Here is a 15,318-nt window from a genome sequence, read left to right on the forward strand (position 1 = left end):
ATCGCCGGTGACGGGGCGAACGGTCCGGGCGACACTCGCCCCATGACGACCCCCCGCCACCGGTTCCGCCGCGCGCTCCTCCCGGCCGCCCTGCTCATCGCGGGGCTCACCGGCCCCGCGGCGCACGCCGCCACCGCACCCGCGGCGCAGCCCGCCACCGTCTCCGCGGCCTACGCCGCCGCTCCCGGCCCGTCCGTCCACGCCGTCTCCACCGTCTGCGAGTCGGCGCTGCCGTCGCAGGCCGACGACACGATCGCCCTGATCGACAAGGGCGGTCCGTTCCCGTACCCGCAGGACGGCACGGTCTTCCAGAACCGCGAAGGGCTGCTGCCGCAGGAGCCGCAGGGTTACTACCACGAGTACACGGTGAAGACGCCGGGCAGCTCGACGCGCGGCGCCCGCCGCATCATCACATCCGACGACCTCGGCCACGACGGCATGTACTGGACGCCCGACCACTACAGCACGTTCTACGACATCGACTTCGGCTGCTGATCCCGCACCGGACGCCCCGGCCACCGGCCGGGGCGTCCCGGTCAGCCGCCCGGCTGCCGCGCGGCCAGCTCCCCGACCTTGGCCTTGAGCGTCGGGCTCGCCAGCGGGCGCGTCACGCCCACCCAGTCCGGCCGCTTGTAGGTCTTCACGCCGATCGCGGGCACGCACGCCGAGCAGCTCGCGACGATCATCTTGCCGTTGCCGATGACCATCCCGACGTGGCCGGGATTGTCCGCCGACGTCCCCGGACCCGAGTTGAAGAACACCAGGTCACCGGGCTGCTCCTTACCCTTGGGGATCTTCAGCCCAAACGGCCACTGCTCGAACGTGGTCCGCGGGATGCCGAGCCCCGCCGCCCGGTAGGCCGCCTGCACCAGGCTGGAGCAGTCCCACGCGTCCGGGCCGGTCGCCCCGAACACGTACGGCTTCCCGCGCTGCGCCAGCGCGAACGCGATGATCTTCTGGACGAGCTGGCTGGCGTTCGCCGGCAGGTCGTTGTCCTGGCAGTCGACGCCGTTGGACTGCACCACCTTGAAGTCGCCGCCGCCGTACCGCTTCGCCCACGCCAGGACCATGTTCACGTAGTCCCACGAGTGGTTGTACTGGAAGATCGCGGTCTTCATCCGCTGCGGGGCGCCGTTGTGCTTCAGGTAGGCGGCGGCGGTCGGGATCGCGTCGGCCGGGTCGTAGCGGTCCTTCTTGCCGTCCTTGTTCCCGTCCACCGCGAAGGACTTGAACGTCGGGTCCAGGAACTGCATCGGCCCGCCCGCGCCGGCGTAGTTCTCGCCGCTGTGCACGCCCTGCGCGTTGGACGTGCCGTGCCCCGTCTCGACCTCGCCGATGCCCGCCAGCACGTTCCACGGGATGCCGTAGTCCTTGCCGGCCTTCTTGTAGAGGTCGAGGTAGTTCGCCGGGATCGACTTCGCGTCGCCCGCCTCCGCGGGCTGCGCGCCCGCCCCCGAGGTGTCGACGCAGCCGCCGTTCACGCTGCCGCCGAACATGAACTGGCTCGCGCCGAACAGGATCGGCACGAAGATCAGCGCGACGAACAGCGCCGCCGCGGCGGCGAGCGCGCACGCCGCCAGCACGCGTCTCGGCGTCATCCGGTGTCCCCCGCCTGGCCCGCGTCGGCGGGCGCGAACGCGTACACCTTCAGCGAGCCGCCGTCGCGCGACACGGTCACCGCGTACTGCTTGCTGTCGCTGCTCGCCGTCCCGTTCCGGGTGAGCTGCTGCTTTCCGGTCACCAGGAAGATGATCGAGTTGTTCTCGATGGTGCGGACCTGGTCGAGCGACGCGCCGCCCTGCGCGACGACCTGCTCCTTGCGGCGCTGGTCCTGGATCCCCGGCGCCGACGCCCCCGCCTCCAGCTGGCCGCGCAGGTCATCGGTGACCAGGCCGGACATCCGGCCGATGTAGGCGGTCGGGTCCTCGTCGTAGCGGTACGTCCCGTACGCCGCGACGAACCGCTGCGCGAGGTCGGCGGCCGTCGCGAAGTCCTGCTGCGAGAACGGCAGCAGCCGGTAGATGTCGAAGTTCTTCGGGTCGACGGTGCTGTGGATCCCCGGCGGCGGCGACGCCGGCGCGCTCGGGCCGGCCGTCACCGTCGCGCTCGGGCGCGCGTCCGCCTTGTCGTGGTCGTGCTCCGGCGCGGCCACGGTCAGGTAGACGCCGATCGCGGCGAGCACCACCACGAGGCCCGCGAACAGCAGCTTGCGCTGGCGGTCGTTCAGGTTCATCACTCGTCCCGGTCGGACTCACCCGGGCCGGGCTCGGCCGGACGCAGCCAGAACGGGATCGGCGGGCCCTCCTCGGAGCCGCGCCGGCCCCACAGCGGCGGCGGCGACTGCCGCCCGCCGGGACCGCCGTTCGACGGCGCGGCACCGCCGCCGCCCGCACCGGCGCGGGGCCGGGGGACGTTCGACGCCGGCCCGCCCGACCCGCCGGAACCGCCGGACCCGCGCGCCGGCGCGCCGCCGCCCGAGCCTCCGGCCCCGCCGGACCCGCCGCCCGCGCGGCCGCGGCCGCGCTCGGCGGAGCCGGACGAGCGCCCGCCGCCGGAGAACCAGCCGCCGCGCCCGTTGCCCGAGCCGCCACCGGAGCCACCGTTGGACCCGCCACCGGAGCCGCCGGAGCCGCCGCCGGACGAACCGCCCGAGCCGCCCGAGCCGCCGCTACCGCCACCGGTCACACCGCCACCTCCGCCGCGTCCCGACCAGGACGTCGGACGCGGCGTACCGGAGCCGGAGCCCGCGCCGCCGGACGGCTTGCCGCCACCCGACGCCGAGCCGCCGCCCGCGCGCGCGCCCGAGACCCCGCCGGGCCGCGCGACGACCGCGCCCACGCCGGCACCTCCGCCGCCCGAACCGCCCTTGGCGGCCTGCGCGTCGATGACCTTCGCCGTCCGCGACGGCAGGTTCAGCGGGGGTGCGCCGCGCCGGGACCGTCCCGGCCCCACGGTGACGCCGCCCGTCCGCGGCTTCGCGGCGAGCACCGGCGCCTCCTCAGGCGACGGCCCCTCTCCGGCCCCGGCCGTGGTGACGCCCGTCCGCCGGTCGGCCGCCGCGGCGCCCGCGCCGGCCGCGTCCGCCAGGGCGCCCGCTCCGGCCGCTTCCGCCGCGGCGTCGCGCTTACCCGCCCAGCGGCCCAGCCGGTACCCGGCCGCGCCCGGCACCACGGCGCCCGCCACGGCCGCCGTGTTCTTGCGCGCCTGCGCGACCGACTTGTCCAGATGGGCCTCGCTCTTCTCCCGCGACCCCACCGCCGAGTAGCCGACCGCCGAGAACAGGTGCTGGAACGGCTTGCGGTAGATGAACGCCGCGAACGTCACCAGCGCGATCAGCAGGATCTGCAGTCCCCACGGCAGCGTCTCGCCGAGGATCAGCCCGTACGCCCACAGCAGCAGCGCCAGCACGCCGATCAGCGCCGCCTGCTTCAGCAGCATCGACAGCAGCAGCTCCAGCCACCGGATCGCGATCACCCGGCCGATCCCCGGATGGATCCCGATCCCGAGGAAGATCGGCCCCGCCACCAGCAGCAGCAGGAACGCGATCTTCACCACGATCAGCGCGATCGCGATCACCATGATCAGCAGGCCGGCGACCAGCGCCGCGAACAGCCCGCCGAACGCCACCGCCAGCCGGTTCTGCCAGCTCTTGCCCTGGAACAGCGAGTACGTCCCGGGATAGTCGTCCTTGATGGACTTGGCGACGCTCTTGTAGTCGTCCGCCTTCTGCCCGAGGTCCACCTTCTCGGCGCCGTACGTCTCCGGCAGGTCCACCGCCTGCGACGACAGCAGCTTGTCCGCGTTCTGCTTGACGATCTTCGCGTTCGGATCGGTGGTGCCGAACTCGCCCTGCAGCCACGGCTTGCAGACCAGCGCCACCCACAGCCCGTTCGCGTTGCGGGTCGTGGCGTCCAGGTTCGCCGACGCCATCGGGTCCGGCTTGCCGTCCGGCGGCGGGATGCATCTGCCGCCCTTGGTGTCGCTCTGCGGCAGCGCAGCGTTGAACGCCGCGCTCGTCGCCGACGACACCTTCGTGCCCAGCGTGGTGAAGTCCGCGGGCCGCGCGACCAGCCAGATCAGCGCGACCATCGCGGCGACCATCCAGACGACGCCCTCGGTCACCTTGCTCGCGCGCCGCCGGACCAGCCCCCACCAGGCCAGCCACATCGCGCCGAGGATGACCACCCACGACCAGTAGCGGGCGTTGAACGTCTTGCCCATACCGCTGATCACGCCGTCGACGGTGCTCTTCAGCCAGCCGAGCAGCGACTCCGACGCCGCCGCCTGGTAGATGCTGATCGTCGTCCGGTCGACCGCCCGGACCAGCGTGAACGTCGTGTTGGCGATCGCGTTGCCCATCATCGCCATCGCGTCCGAGCAGCCCATGTCGACCGCGTACCAGGTCTGCCCGGCCGTGCCGTACCGGTCGTAGTAGGTCAGCTGGTCGCCCGGCGTCTTCTGCAGCTTCGCGTCCGGGTAGCCGGGCGGCTTGATCATCCCGTCCGTCCCGGACCCGTACGCCTCCGGCGCCGGGTTGTCGGCGGGAGCGCACGCGTCGTTCGGGTTGGAACCGGGCGGCAGCGGAATGGACGCCGCCGCCGGCGAGAGCGGGCTGACCAGGAACAGCGCCATGATGACGAGCAGCACCGCGGAGCGGCGGCTGCGCGGGCGGTGCCGCCGGCGGCGGTTTCGGCGCAGGTCGAGGCGTTCGCCGGGCGAGCGCTGCAGGCGCTCCGTCCGGATGCGGGGACCCCTCATCGGCTGACCTCCTCGACCTCGGCCCCCGCAGCGGTGAGTTCGGAACGCCCGGGATGGGACCGGGTCGGGTTGGTGTCCAGCCAGCGCCGCAGCTCCTCGGAGATGAGGTCGACGCCGATCCGGCCGGCCCGCCCGTCGAGGTCGCGGAAGATGCACTCGCCGTTGCCGAGGTTGCGCAGCACGGCCTTGTGCTCGTCGGACGACTCGACCCCGAGCAGCGACATCACGTTGCCCACCTCGACCCGTTCGGTTGAGCGGAAGGAGAACACCGACGACAGGCAGTTGGTCACCTGCTCGTTCAGCAGGTCCCCCGCGTTCTGGGAGACGAGGATCAGCGCGGTGTTGCGGGACCGTCCCATCCTCGACACCTCGGGCACCAGCTTGGCGCCCTCGGGCGTCGACGTGATCGCCCACGCCTCGTCCAGGAAGATCGCCTTCGGCAGCCGCCGGTCGATGCCGTGCATCAGCCGCCGCGCGAACTGCGACACCAGGTACATCAGCGCGACGGACAGGCGCTGCTCGTAGGAGTAGTCCTCGCGGGAGATCGTGACGTCGGGGAGGGTGAGGCCGCCGAGGGTGAACACGGTCGTCCAGCCGGCGGTGTCGATGCGCTCGCCGCCGGACGGGTCGAAGCACAGCCGGGCGAGGTGCATCTCCGACATCGACCGCAGCACCGCCCCGAGGTTCTTGGACGCCGGGTCGGGGGCCTGCTCCAGGTGGTCGACGACGCGGCCGAGGGACGGCTGGTCGGCGTTGGCGACGGCGCCGACCGCCTGGATCATCGCGGACTCGCGCTCCTCCGACATGCGCGGCAGCAGCAGCCGGAGCGTCTCGGTCGCCATGGTCTTCTTGGTGGCGAGGTCGTCGCCGAACGAGAACGGGTCGAGCAGGCCGGGCGCGGCGGACCCGAGGGGCAGGATCCGCGCCTTGCGGCCGCGCGCCTTGAGCAGTTCCACCAGCGACTCGGCGTCGCCCTTCGGGTCGATGGCCGCGATCGTGACGCCGCGCAGCGCCATCTGGTAGATGAGCAGCAGCGCGAGGGTGGTCTTGCCGCCGCCGGGCTCGCCGGTGATCGCGACGGCGGTCGGCCGGTTGCGGGCCGCGGCGACGAGCGGGTCGAAGTGGACGATCGACCGGGCCCGGCCGAGCGTCTCGCCGATGTAGGGGCCGATCCAGCCCTCGTCGTTGTCGTCGGTGCGGTCGCCGAGGTCGACGGTCGCGACGGGCATCCCGCCCGCGATGGTGCGCAGCGGCTGCCGCTGCGCGTAGGCGTTCAGCCTGATCTGGTCGCCGGGCAGCGACTCCAGGAACAGCGAGAACTGGTCGCCGGTGGAGTTGACGACGTCGATGCCGATGTCGCGGTAGTGCTCGACGACCGCGTCGACCCGCTGGGCGAGGAGGTCCTCGGTGGGCGCGGACACGATCAGGCGGTGCCACCCGTACACGAACGGCAGGCGCTCCTTGGTGATGCCGTGCTCCAGCATCCGCGCCGCGTCGATCTGCTCGGCCAGCGCGATCGGCGCCTCCGCGCCCGCCTCCCGGATGTGCTGGTCCATGTCGCGGGCGTGCGCGAGCTTTCGCGACACGTCCTTGGACGCCTTGGCGGGCGGGATCAGCTTCATCCGCGCGCTGATCTCGACCGGGAACGGCAGCGCGTCGGCGTAGTGGAACCACGGCTCGCCGTCGGGGAACGGCATCATGTCGGGGAATCGGGCGAACGACAGGTACGCGACGTAGGACGCGGCCGTCGCGCCGCCGCCCGCGCCGGTGAAGTTCGGCTGCTCGATCCGCAGGTACGAGCGGCCGTTGTGGATGGCGCCCTCCACCAGCGACTCGATCTCGCCCTTGCCCCACGTCCGGCGCGGCACCGCCGACGGCGGCGGGTCGGCGAGCGATCCCGTCACCGCGTGCTGGAACAGCCACGCCACCTCGGTGGACGTCGCGTGCCGGGCGTACAGGGCGGACCCGCCGAGGGCCCGGCCGATCCGCTCGGCCTGGTCGGTCCAGCGCCCGATCTCGCGCTTGTCGATCGCGTCGTCGTTGACGCCGAGGACCTTCTCGCTGCGCTTGTAGAACCCGAGGAGCTGCGACACCACCCCGCCGGACAGGTGCGCGCCCATCCCCCGGGGGCCGAGCCGCACCCCGAGGTAGACCTCCTTCGTCCAGAAGTCCTTCGCCCACACGTGCGCGTAGGTCTCCTCCAGGTACTCCCGCCAGCCGGGGCCGCCGTCGGACGTGTTGTCCAGCGCGAGCGCCCACTCCGCCGCCGGGTACGTGCGGTGCGCGATCCGCAGGTGCACCTCGGCGTCCTGCATCCGGATCCCGGCGAGCGCGATCGTGATGTTGGTGGCGAGCGCCTCCCGCTCCTCGCCGGTGGTGAACTCGTAGGAGACCGTGGGCAGCCGGAAGTACGCCCAGGCCGCGTTGTCGGTGAGCAGTACGCGGTCGTCGAAGTACCGCACGGCCAGCCGGCTGGCCTTGCTCATGCCGTCCTCCCGACCCTGGTCCTGACCAATGATTCTCCCGATCGGCGTGCGGCTGCGAAGGGCTGGCGGGGAGAGTGTTCACAATCCGGGCGGACATCAACGACAGGCGCGCCCGCCACGCTCGCGCCCGTCCGGCCGGCTCGGTGCCCGCGAGGGGCGCTCATCGGGTGGCCTCCTGCTCCTGCTGAAGCTCCTGGTAACGCTCGGGCACGACCGTGAACCCGCCGGCGACCACACCGGCGAGGGCAAGATAGGCACGGCGCGTCGGCGCGCGCAACGACTTCAGCTCGTTGCGGGGCGCGCGGTCCATGCTGAGGTGATCGTCCCACGGGATGCGGACGAGGGCACGGCAACGCCCCCGGGCGACCGCCTCCGCCTGCTCGACGTCGTCCATGCTGCGGCGGCTCACCCCGTTGATGACCGTGACGGCGCGGGAGCGGAGCTCCTCGTACCCGTGCCCGTCCAGCCACTCGAACGTCATCGCCACCGCGCGCGGCGCGTCCGCGCTGGCCGGCGCGACCAGCACGATCTGGTCGGCGTACGGCAGGACGCGCGCGACGATCGCCGCCGCGGTGTCCAGCAGCGTCACCGAGTAGAACTTGTCGATCGTCCGGATCGCCAGCGCGTAGTCGCGGTCGTCGAGCGCCTGCAGCGGGTTCTTGCCGGCCGCGATGACGTCGAGGCCGGACTTGGCCTGCGAGGTGTAGCGGCGCATCGCGGTGAGGCTGCCGACCTGGTCGGCGCGGGTGATCAGCGAGGTCAGCGTCTCGTTGGTCTCGCTGCGCGTCCGCCGCGCCAGCGCGCCCGGCCCCGGGTTCACGTCGATCGCGACGACCGGCTCCCCGTTGTGCTGCGCGAACGTGTGCCCGAGCATCAGCGCGGTGACGGTCTGCCCCGCGCCGCCCGTGCACCCGAGCACCACGACGTGCCGCGTCCCGTGGAACGGCTGCTGGAGCCGCTGCTGGTACTCGGCGTCGACCTCGCCGTGCCCGCCGCCGACGGCCTGGATGAGGCGGCGCAGTCCGCCGGTCGTGACCTCGTGGTCCGGTCCCGGCGGCGTGATCGCGGGGCCGTGCGCGGGCGGCGACGGGGGCGGCGGCAGCGGCCTCGGCCGGACCGGCGACTGCGGCTGCGACCGCACCTCCCGCGGCGGCGCCTGCTCCTCCGCCGGTTGCGGCACATGCGGCTGCGGCTGCTGGGGCGGCGGCTGGATCGGCACGCCCTGGGGCGGCAGTTCCGTGTACGCCTCCGGCGCCCTCCCCGGCTCCGGGACGGGCGGCCACGGCGTGTTGTCGGTGGTCGCCGGACGCAGCGGCTTGGACAGCCCCTTCGACCACGGCCGCGGCGCTTCGAGGCGCGGCGTCCCGGCGTCCTGCTCCTGCTTGGCGGGGCGCCACTCGTTCTCCTCCGAGGGTCCGCCTTGCGTGCCGCCGAACGCGGCGGGCGCGACGGGAGCGGCGGGCCGGCCCTGCATCGGGACGTCCGGCCGCGTCGGAGCGGGCGGCCGCACCATCGGCGGCTGCGCGGGCGCGCCAGGCCCGCCCCGCTGCGGAACCTGCTGCGGCAGATCCGGCCGCGTCGGTCCCTGCGCCGCCGGGGGCTGCTGCTGGACCGGCTGCTGCTGGACCGGCTGCTGAGGTGCGGGCCGCTGCGGCGGCGGGGCGGGTGCCCTCCGCGACGCCGCCTCCTTCCACCCGGCGACCTTCTTGTCACCGGGCTCGCCGCCGAACAGCTCGGCTGCCTTGCGTCCGCGCCGACGGCCTCGTATGGGCTCGACGGCAGCCGCCGGTCGCTCGGCGGCGTCGTCGCGTCCCGCCGGGGTCGGAGAAGCCTCGGCGGCGGCAACGGGCGCAGGATCCTCGACCGGCGAACCGGCCGTTCCGGCTTCGTCCGTGCGCTGCGCCTCCTGCGCGGCGGCCGGGCGCTCGGCATCGCCTGCGACGGGGGCCTCCGGCTCCGGCGCGGACGCCGAGGGCTCAGCGGCGCCGGCGGTTTCGGCCTTGGCGGGCTTGGCGAGCGCCGGCGATTCCGTCGTCCGGTCCTCGTCGCCGTGCCCGGACTCCCGCCCACCGGCCGTACCGGCTGCTGCGGAGCCGTGGCCCGGCGAAGCCGCAGGCTCCTGTGCGGGCGGCGCGGGGTCAGCGGCTCCGGCCTCGTCCGCGTGCCCGGACTCCTGCGCGCGTTCTGCGGCGGCCTCGGGCGCGGGGCGGGCGGGCGCCGGACCCGCCACCGGGGCTTCGTGGGGGCCTGGGGCGGACGACGTCGTCGCGGGGGTCTCTTCGCTTGGGCTCGGGGACTCCTCGGGACGCGCCTGCCGGGCGGCCGGGTCGTCGGTCCCGCCCGGGCCGAACGGCAGGGGCACCGGGTGGGCGCCGGGCGCCTGACCGGCGGGCGGGGGCGGGGCGGGGGTCTCGGCCTTCGCGAAGGGGACGGGCCTGCCGAAGGAGGCGGGGGCGGCGGGAGCCTGCTGGGGGATGTCCGGGCGGGTGCTCGGGGGGACGGCGGGCCAGATCTCGGCGGACGCCCCGGGCCGGCGGACACCGGACGCGAGGCCGCGCTTCCCGGAGCCGGCCGAGGACGGGGGGACCTCCAGCCGGGGCGTCGCCGGGGGGCGTTCGAACTCGCCGAGGTGCGGCTCGAGCTGGACGTCGTCCTCGTGGGAGATGTCGCGGTCGGTGCGGCGCCAGGGCTTGGGCGCGGGCGCCCCGGAGGCCGCGGGCGCCACGGGCGCCACAGGTGCGGGAGGCGCGGCGGGTGCCGCGGGGGCCGCGGGGGCCGCGGGGGCGGGGACGTCGAACTGGGCGGCGTAGTCGGCGAGCGGGACGGGCCCGTCGGCGACGGCGGGGCCCGGAACCAGGGACGCCGCGGTGGGGACGGCGGCGGGCGGCGGAGCGAAGACGGCCGCGCCGGCCGCGGCCGGTGCCGGTTCCGCGGCGGCCTTGCGGGCGCGGCGGCGGGACTTGACCGCGGCGCGCTCGGGGGCGGCGACCGGGGCGGGGGCCTCGGCGCCGCGCCAGACGCGGGCGACGACGACGACCTCGCGGGGCTCGCGGATCGGGGTGAGGCGGCACCAGGTGCGCGGTTCGGCGAGGTAGCGGGTCTGGGAGAGGAGCAGTTCGGTGAGCCGCTTGCCCTCGATGACGGGCCGGGTCGCGAGCCAGGTCAGCACGCCGGGCGGGACGATGTACAGGACGTGCCAGGGGGACTTGAAGGGGATCCCGGCGAATCTCAGCAGCAGGATCCAGGGCACGAACACGCCGAGGAACACACCGATCTGGACCAGCGGCAGCGGCATCGGAAGCCGCAGGTCGTACAGCTTGTACAGCCGCTTCTCGATGCGCCAAATGTTCGTGTACGTGGGTAGATCCACGCCCCTACTCCCCTAACTGCGCGAGCACGGTGCCGCCTGCCGACCTCCGCGTGGTCAGGTGGCGTCCACCCCGAGCGCCTTGGCGATCGCCCGGGCGGTCGTCTCGATGATGTTCGGCACGTAGAAGACCACTCCGATTCCTATCGCCAGCACGATGAATTGGACGAAACGCGTGATCTCCCGGGTGAACAGAAAGAAGATCGCCACGATGGAGACGATGACGAGGAAGAGCGGGCCGAAGATGTTGCGCAGCCAGTCGGCGAGATTGCCGGTGTTGAGTTCGTCGTTCTTCTGCGGTTCCGCCCAGACCTCGTGCGGAATCGACGCCATGATGTGGTGCAGCATCGACTGATCACCTCTCTGGGACGGCGGATGTCGTGGGGGTTGCGGTCATGATGCGTTCGGCTCCGTGGTGCCGCGGATGTCTCTGACGTACCAGGTCGTCCCCTTCTTCACCACGGTGAGCTCGTAGGCCTGGTCGAGCTCGCCGCCGCCGCCGGAGCCCGCGGCGCCGGGCAGCTGCCAGCCCACGGTCGCGGTGACGGTCCGCTCGTCGGCGGCTCCCTTGGGGGCGACGACCTCCTTGACCTGGACGTAGCTGACGGAGCCGGCGAGGCCCGCGATCGGCGTCCCGTCGGAGAACCGCGAGAGGGCGGCCTGGTCGCCGGACGCGTACGCCTGGAAGAACGTACCGAGGAACGGCTGGAGCTCGTTCTCCAGGGCGGTGTCGCGGTCCTGGACGCCGCCCTGCGGGAGCGCGGCCTTGGTGGGCGGGGGCAGCAGCGCCGGCCGTCCCGAGACGACCAGCGCGCCGCCGTCGGCCGCGTAGACGGGCACGGAAAGGCGGAGCCACTTGTCGGCGGTGCGGGCGAGGACCGTGACGGTGCCGTTGTGGGCGTCGCGGGCGTCGACTCCGGCGACCTGGACGGACTGGACCTGCAATGTGCCGACGCCGTTCCAGCCGAATTGGGCGTCGGCGCCGTCGGGCAGGAAGGTGCGCAATTGGGCTTCGCGGGCGGGCGCGTTCTTCTGGTCGTAGTTCAGGTAGACGTTGGCGAACTGGAGCGCGAAGGCGCCGGCGGCGCTGCTCGGGAATCCGGTGCCCTTTCCGGGTTTGGCGGTGGCGCCGGTGCCGGCCGAGTCGCCGTTCTTGGCGGTGAAGCGCTCGAACGGGGCGCGGATGCCGTTGACGAGGATGACGAGGATGAGGGCCCAGAGCACGGCGCGCCCGACCCACACCCACCAGCGGCCGCCGGAGCCGCCCCAGCGTCCGCCGCCGCGCCGGCCGTCGCCGGATCCGCCGGAGCGGCCGCGGCGCCGTTCGGGCGCGGGCGCGTCCCACGGGTCGGCGGACGCGGCGAGCGCCGCGGGCGCCGCCGTCTCCTCGACCACGGCCGTGTCACGGCCGCGTCCTACGGCCGACCTGCGAGCCATCCTGCCTCCGCTCGCGCCTCGCCCCCGGTCGGCGCGGTCTGTTGCCTGGGTCCTGTGCGGTGGTCCTTTCTGAACCCCACCTCGGGCCCAGCGTAACCACGAGCGTCAATTGTTCCAGCGCATCGCGGCGAAGCACACCCCCGGCACGCGGTTGCGGATAATGCAATCCAGCTCAACAGGAACGGGGAAGATTGCCAAACGGTGACGATCCCCTATCCAAGGCTCCGAACGGTGCGCCTGACCAGGTTTCCGGCAAGCGGCGCGACTCGGCAGTTGCTTGGTTACCGGGTGTCCGTTCCGACCGCAATCTGTTTCCGAGCGAATCCGGCAAAGTGTCGACTTTGGGACATATCGCCACAGAACACGCGGTGACCTGGGGAGCGATCCCACATGCAACACCTGTATCGCAAATCACACAAGACCCCGGACGCGCGCCAGGCCCCACTCGTCCGGTGGGGCCTGGCGTGAAGGGCGCGGCGGGTCGGGGCGCGCGGACGCCGGCGAGCCGGCACGGAGGCGGCGCGGAGACGGCACGGAGACGGCACGGAGACGGCACGGAGCCGGCACGGAGGCGGCGCGGCGGGCCGGGGCGCGGGCGGCTCAGACGTTGAAGCGGAACTCGACGACGTCGCCGTCCTGCATCACGTAGTCCTTGCCCTCCATGCGCACCTTGCCTGCGGTGCGGGCGGCGGCCATCGAGCCGGCCTCGGTGAGGTCGTCGAAGGAGACGATCTCGGCCTTGATGAAGCCGCGCTGGAAGTCGGTGTGGATGACGCCGGCGGCCTCGGGCGCCGTGGCGCCCTTGCGGATCGTCCAGGCCCGCGACTCCTTGGGGCCGGCGGTCAGGTACGTCTGCAGGCCGAGCGTGGCGAACCCGACCCGGACGAGCTGCGACAGGCCGGACTCCTCCTGGCCCATGCTCTGGAGCAGTTCGAGCGCCTCGTCGTCGGGGAGCTCGATCAGCTCCGCCTCGATCTTGGCGTCCAGGAAGATCGCCTCGGCGGGCGCGACCAGGTCGCGGAGCCGGCCGCGCAGCGCCTCGTCGGTCAGCTCGCCCTCGTCGAGGTTGAAGACGTAGAGGAACGGCTTGGCGGTGAGCAGGTGCAGCTCGCGCAGCAGGGCGAGGTCGATGCCGGCCTTCTCGGCGCCCGCGAACAGCGTGATGCCGTCGTCGAGGAGCTTCTGCGCGGCGTTGACGGCGTCGACGACGGCGAGCTTGTCCTTGTCCTTCTTGGTCCGCGCCTCCTTGTCGAGCCGCGGCAGCGCCCTCTCGATCGTCTGCAGGTCGGCGAGGATCAGCTCGGTGTTGATCGTCTCGATGTCCCGGGACGGCGCGACGTCGCCGTCCACGTGCGTGACGTCGGGGTCCTCGAAGGCGCGGATGACCTGGCAGATCGCGTTGGTCTCGCGGATGTTGGCGAGGAACTTGTTGCCGAGGCCCTGCCCCTCGGACGCGCCCTTGACGATGCCCGCGATGTCGAGGAACTCCATCGTCGCCGGAATGATCTTCTGGGAGCCGAACAGCTCGGCCAGCACGCCGAGCCGCGGGTCGGGCACCCCGACGACGCCGACGTTGGGCTCGATGGTCGCGAACGGGTAGTTGGCGGCGAGCGCGTCGTTCTTGGTCAGCGCGTTGAAGAGGGTGGACTTGCCGACGTTGGGCAGCCCGACGATTCCGATGGAGAGGCTCACGGCGGTCAAGTTTACGGACCCCGCGGACCCCCCGGGCTGCCGGACGGCGGACGGGACCGGGGTCGCCGGCGGCCCGGTGACCCGGACGGTTGGCGAACAGTGAACGGATTGTCCGCTCCGGCGGGTGATCCGGCGCGTCGCGGTCGCGCTTCGCGAGTCCGCTGTCACGATGAAGTAATGGACCTCGCGCTCTTCGCCGGACTTCTCGTCGGCGCCGTCTTCGGCGTCGTCGCCGGGTACGCGCTGGCGACGAGCAGGCAGGGCGCGCTGATCGCGCGGGCCAGGGCGGCGGAGGAGAAGCTCGCCTACGCCGAGGAGCGGATGGCCGAGCACTTCGAGAACCTGTCGGCGAAGGCGCTGGACGCCAGCAACCAGCGGTTCCTGGAGCTGGCGGACGCGCGGCTGAAGGCGGCGGGGGTCGAGGCGGCGGGCGACCTGCAGCGCCGCCAGCAGGCCGTCGAGCACCTGGTCGCGCCGTTGAAGGACACGCTCGCGAGGGTGGAGGAGCAGCTCCGCGAGGTCGAGACGGGCCGCCGCGAGTCGCACGCGATGCTCGCCAAGCAGGTCGACTTCGTCCGGCAGAGCTCCGACCAGCTGCGGCGGGAGACGCAGGGCCTCGTGCGGGCGCTGCAGCGGCCGGAGGCGCGCGGCCGGTGGGGCGAGCTGCAGCTGCGGCGGGTCGTGGAGCTCGCCGGGATGGCGCATCACTGCGACTTCGACGAGCAGGCGAGCGCGGCCACCGTGAACGGGACGGTCCGGCCCGACATGGTGGTGCGGCTGGCCGGCGGCAAGAGCATCGTGGTCGACTCCAAGGTGTCCCTCGCCGCGTACCTGCAGGCCGCCGAGACCGGCGACCCCGTCCGGCTGGACGCCCACGCCCGGCACCTGCGCGACCACGTCGACCGGCTGGCCGCGAAGTCGTACTGGCAGGCGTTCAGCCCGGCGCCGGAGTTCGTCGTGCTGTTCATCCCCGGCGAGGCGTTCCTCGCGCCCGCGCTGGACCGCGATCCCGGCCTGCTGGAGTACGCGATGCGGCGGCGCGTCCACATCGCGACGCCCACCACGCTGATCACCATGCTGCGGACGGCGTCGTACGCGTGGCAGCAGGCCGCGCTGTCGCGCAACGCCCGCGCCGTGTTCGAGCTGGGCAAGGAGCTGTACGAGCGCCTCGGCACCATGGGCCGGCACGTGGACGAGCTGGGCCGGGCGCTCACCGGCGCCATCACGTCCTACAACCGGACGGTGGGCTCGCTGGAGACGCGTGTGCTGGTCAGCGCCCGCAAGCTGAACGAGCTGGGCGTCGTGGACGAGTCCCTGGACGGCCCTCAGCCGGTGGAGGAGAGTCCGCGCGCTCTCTCGGCGGCCGAACTGACGGCGCACGAGGACCGTCCTAACGACCGGGGGCTCTCCGGTCGCGGTGCCCTCGGCGACGAGGAGCGGCCTCGGCCTGATGCGGCGTCGGAACCGGTAGGTTTCGGCGGACGGGCCATCCCTGATCAAGATGATCGGCGAGAGAGGTGGCCATGAGCTCATCGACGGCACGCGACGCGCCCGGCGGCGCCTCGCCGGCCTCAGGGG

Annotated in this window: 10 protein-coding genes; 2 read left to right on the plus strand and 8 right to left on the minus strand. The window is 73.2% G+C overall.

Annotation, left to right across the window (positions count from 1 at the left end):
• Positions 1-42 precede the first annotated feature (42 nt).
• Positions 43-495: a guanyl-specific ribonuclease gene (locus J4557_RS03975; protein ID WP_208264952.1), complete on the plus strand. Its 453-nt coding sequence runs from the start codon at positions 43-45 to the stop codon at positions 493-495.
• Positions 496-536: 41 nt separating this feature from the next.
• On the opposite strand, the gene J4557_RS03980 is transcribed toward J4557_RS03975, so the two are convergent.
• From J4557_RS03980 to ychF, 8 genes are all read right to left on the minus strand, one after another.
• Entirely contained in the window at positions 537-1,598 is a 1,062-nt protein-coding gene (locus J4557_RS03980) for an NlpC/P60 family protein (protein WP_208264953.1), read from the minus strand.
• Positions 1,595-2,233, minus strand: a complete 639-nt coding sequence (locus J4557_RS03985) for a hypothetical protein (protein WP_208264954.1) — start codon at positions 2,231-2,233, stop codon at positions 1,595-1,597. The genes J4557_RS03980 and J4557_RS03985 overlap by 4 nt, the downstream gene beginning before the upstream one ends.
• Positions 2,233-4,758 (minus strand): type IV secretion system protein, encoded by a 2,526-nt coding sequence (locus J4557_RS50710; protein ID WP_208264955.1) that lies wholly within the window; start codon positions 4,756-4,758, stop codon positions 2,233-2,235. The genes J4557_RS03985 and J4557_RS50710 overlap by 1 nt, the downstream gene beginning before the upstream one ends.
• Positions 4,755-7,244, minus strand: a complete 2,490-nt coding sequence (locus J4557_RS03995) for an ATP-binding protein (protein ID WP_208264956.1) — start codon at positions 7,242-7,244, stop codon at positions 4,755-4,757. The genes J4557_RS50710 and J4557_RS03995 overlap by 4 nt, the downstream gene beginning before the upstream one ends.
• Before the next feature lie 160 nt (positions 7,245-7,404).
• Positions 7,405-10,614: a TcpE family conjugal transfer membrane protein gene (locus J4557_RS04000; protein WP_208264957.1), complete on the minus strand. Its 3,210-nt coding sequence runs from the start codon at positions 10,612-10,614 to the stop codon at positions 7,405-7,407.
• A gap of 54 nt (positions 10,615-10,668) precedes the next feature.
• Positions 10,669-10,959, minus strand: a complete 291-nt coding sequence (locus J4557_RS04005; RefSeq protein WP_151547330.1) for a hypothetical protein — start codon at positions 10,957-10,959, stop codon at positions 10,669-10,671.
• Between the two features lie 45 nt (positions 10,960-11,004).
• Complete coding sequence (locus J4557_RS04010) at positions 11,005-12,048, minus strand: conjugal transfer protein (RefSeq protein WP_208264958.1); 1,044 nt, start codon at positions 12,046-12,048, stop codon at positions 11,005-11,007.
• Between the two features lie 600 nt (positions 12,049-12,648).
• On the minus strand, positions 12,649-13,740 hold the full coding sequence (gene ychF, locus J4557_RS04015) for a redox-regulated ATPase YchF (RefSeq protein WP_208264959.1): 1,092 nt from the start codon (positions 13,738-13,740) through the stop codon (positions 12,649-12,651).
• 177 nt (positions 13,741-13,917) lie between these two features.
• Between ychF and J4557_RS04020 the strand changes: the two genes are divergently transcribed.
• Positions 13,918-15,267 (plus strand): DNA recombination protein RmuC, encoded by a 1,350-nt coding sequence (locus J4557_RS04020; protein ID WP_208264960.1) that lies wholly within the window; start codon positions 13,918-13,920, stop codon positions 15,265-15,267.
• The last annotated feature ends 51 nt before the right edge of the window (positions 15,268-15,318 follow it).

Origin of the sequence: Actinomadura nitritigenes (assembly GCF_017573545.1) — a bacterium.
In the GTDB taxonomy this organism is placed as follows: Bacteria; Actinomycetota; Actinomycetes; order Streptosporangiales; family Streptosporangiaceae; genus Spirillospora; species Spirillospora nitritigenes.

Excerpts from the sequence above, each read along its gene's own strand:
- J4557_RS03975 (WP_208264952.1), top strand. The coding sequence starts at position 43 with ATGACGACCCCCCGCCACCGGTTCCGCCGCGCGCTCCTCCCGGCCGCC.
- J4557_RS03980 (WP_208264953.1), bottom strand. The coding sequence starts at position 1,598 with ATGACGCCGAGACGCGTGCTGGCGGCGTGCGCGCTCGCCGCCGCGGCG.
- J4557_RS03985 (WP_208264954.1), bottom strand. The coding sequence starts at position 2,233 with ATGAACCTGAACGACCGCCAGCGCAAGCTGCTGTTCGCGGGCCTCGTG.
- J4557_RS50710 (WP_208264955.1), bottom strand. The coding sequence starts at position 4,758 with ATGAGGGGTCCCCGCATCCGGACGGAGCGCCTGCAGCGCTCGCCCGGC.
- J4557_RS03995 (WP_208264956.1), bottom strand. The coding sequence starts at position 7,244 with ATGAGCAAGGCCAGCCGGCTGGCCGTGCGGTACTTCGACGACCGCGTA.
- J4557_RS04005 (WP_151547330.1), bottom strand. The coding sequence starts at position 10,959 with ATGCTGCACCACATCATGGCGTCGATTCCGCACGAGGTCTGGGCGGAA.
- J4557_RS04010 (WP_208264958.1), bottom strand. The coding sequence starts at position 12,048 with ATGGCTCGCAGGTCGGCCGTAGGACGCGGCCGTGACACGGCCGTGGTC.
- J4557_RS04020 (WP_208264960.1), top strand. The coding sequence starts at position 13,918 with ATGGACCTCGCGCTCTTCGCCGGACTTCTCGTCGGCGCCGTCTTCGGC.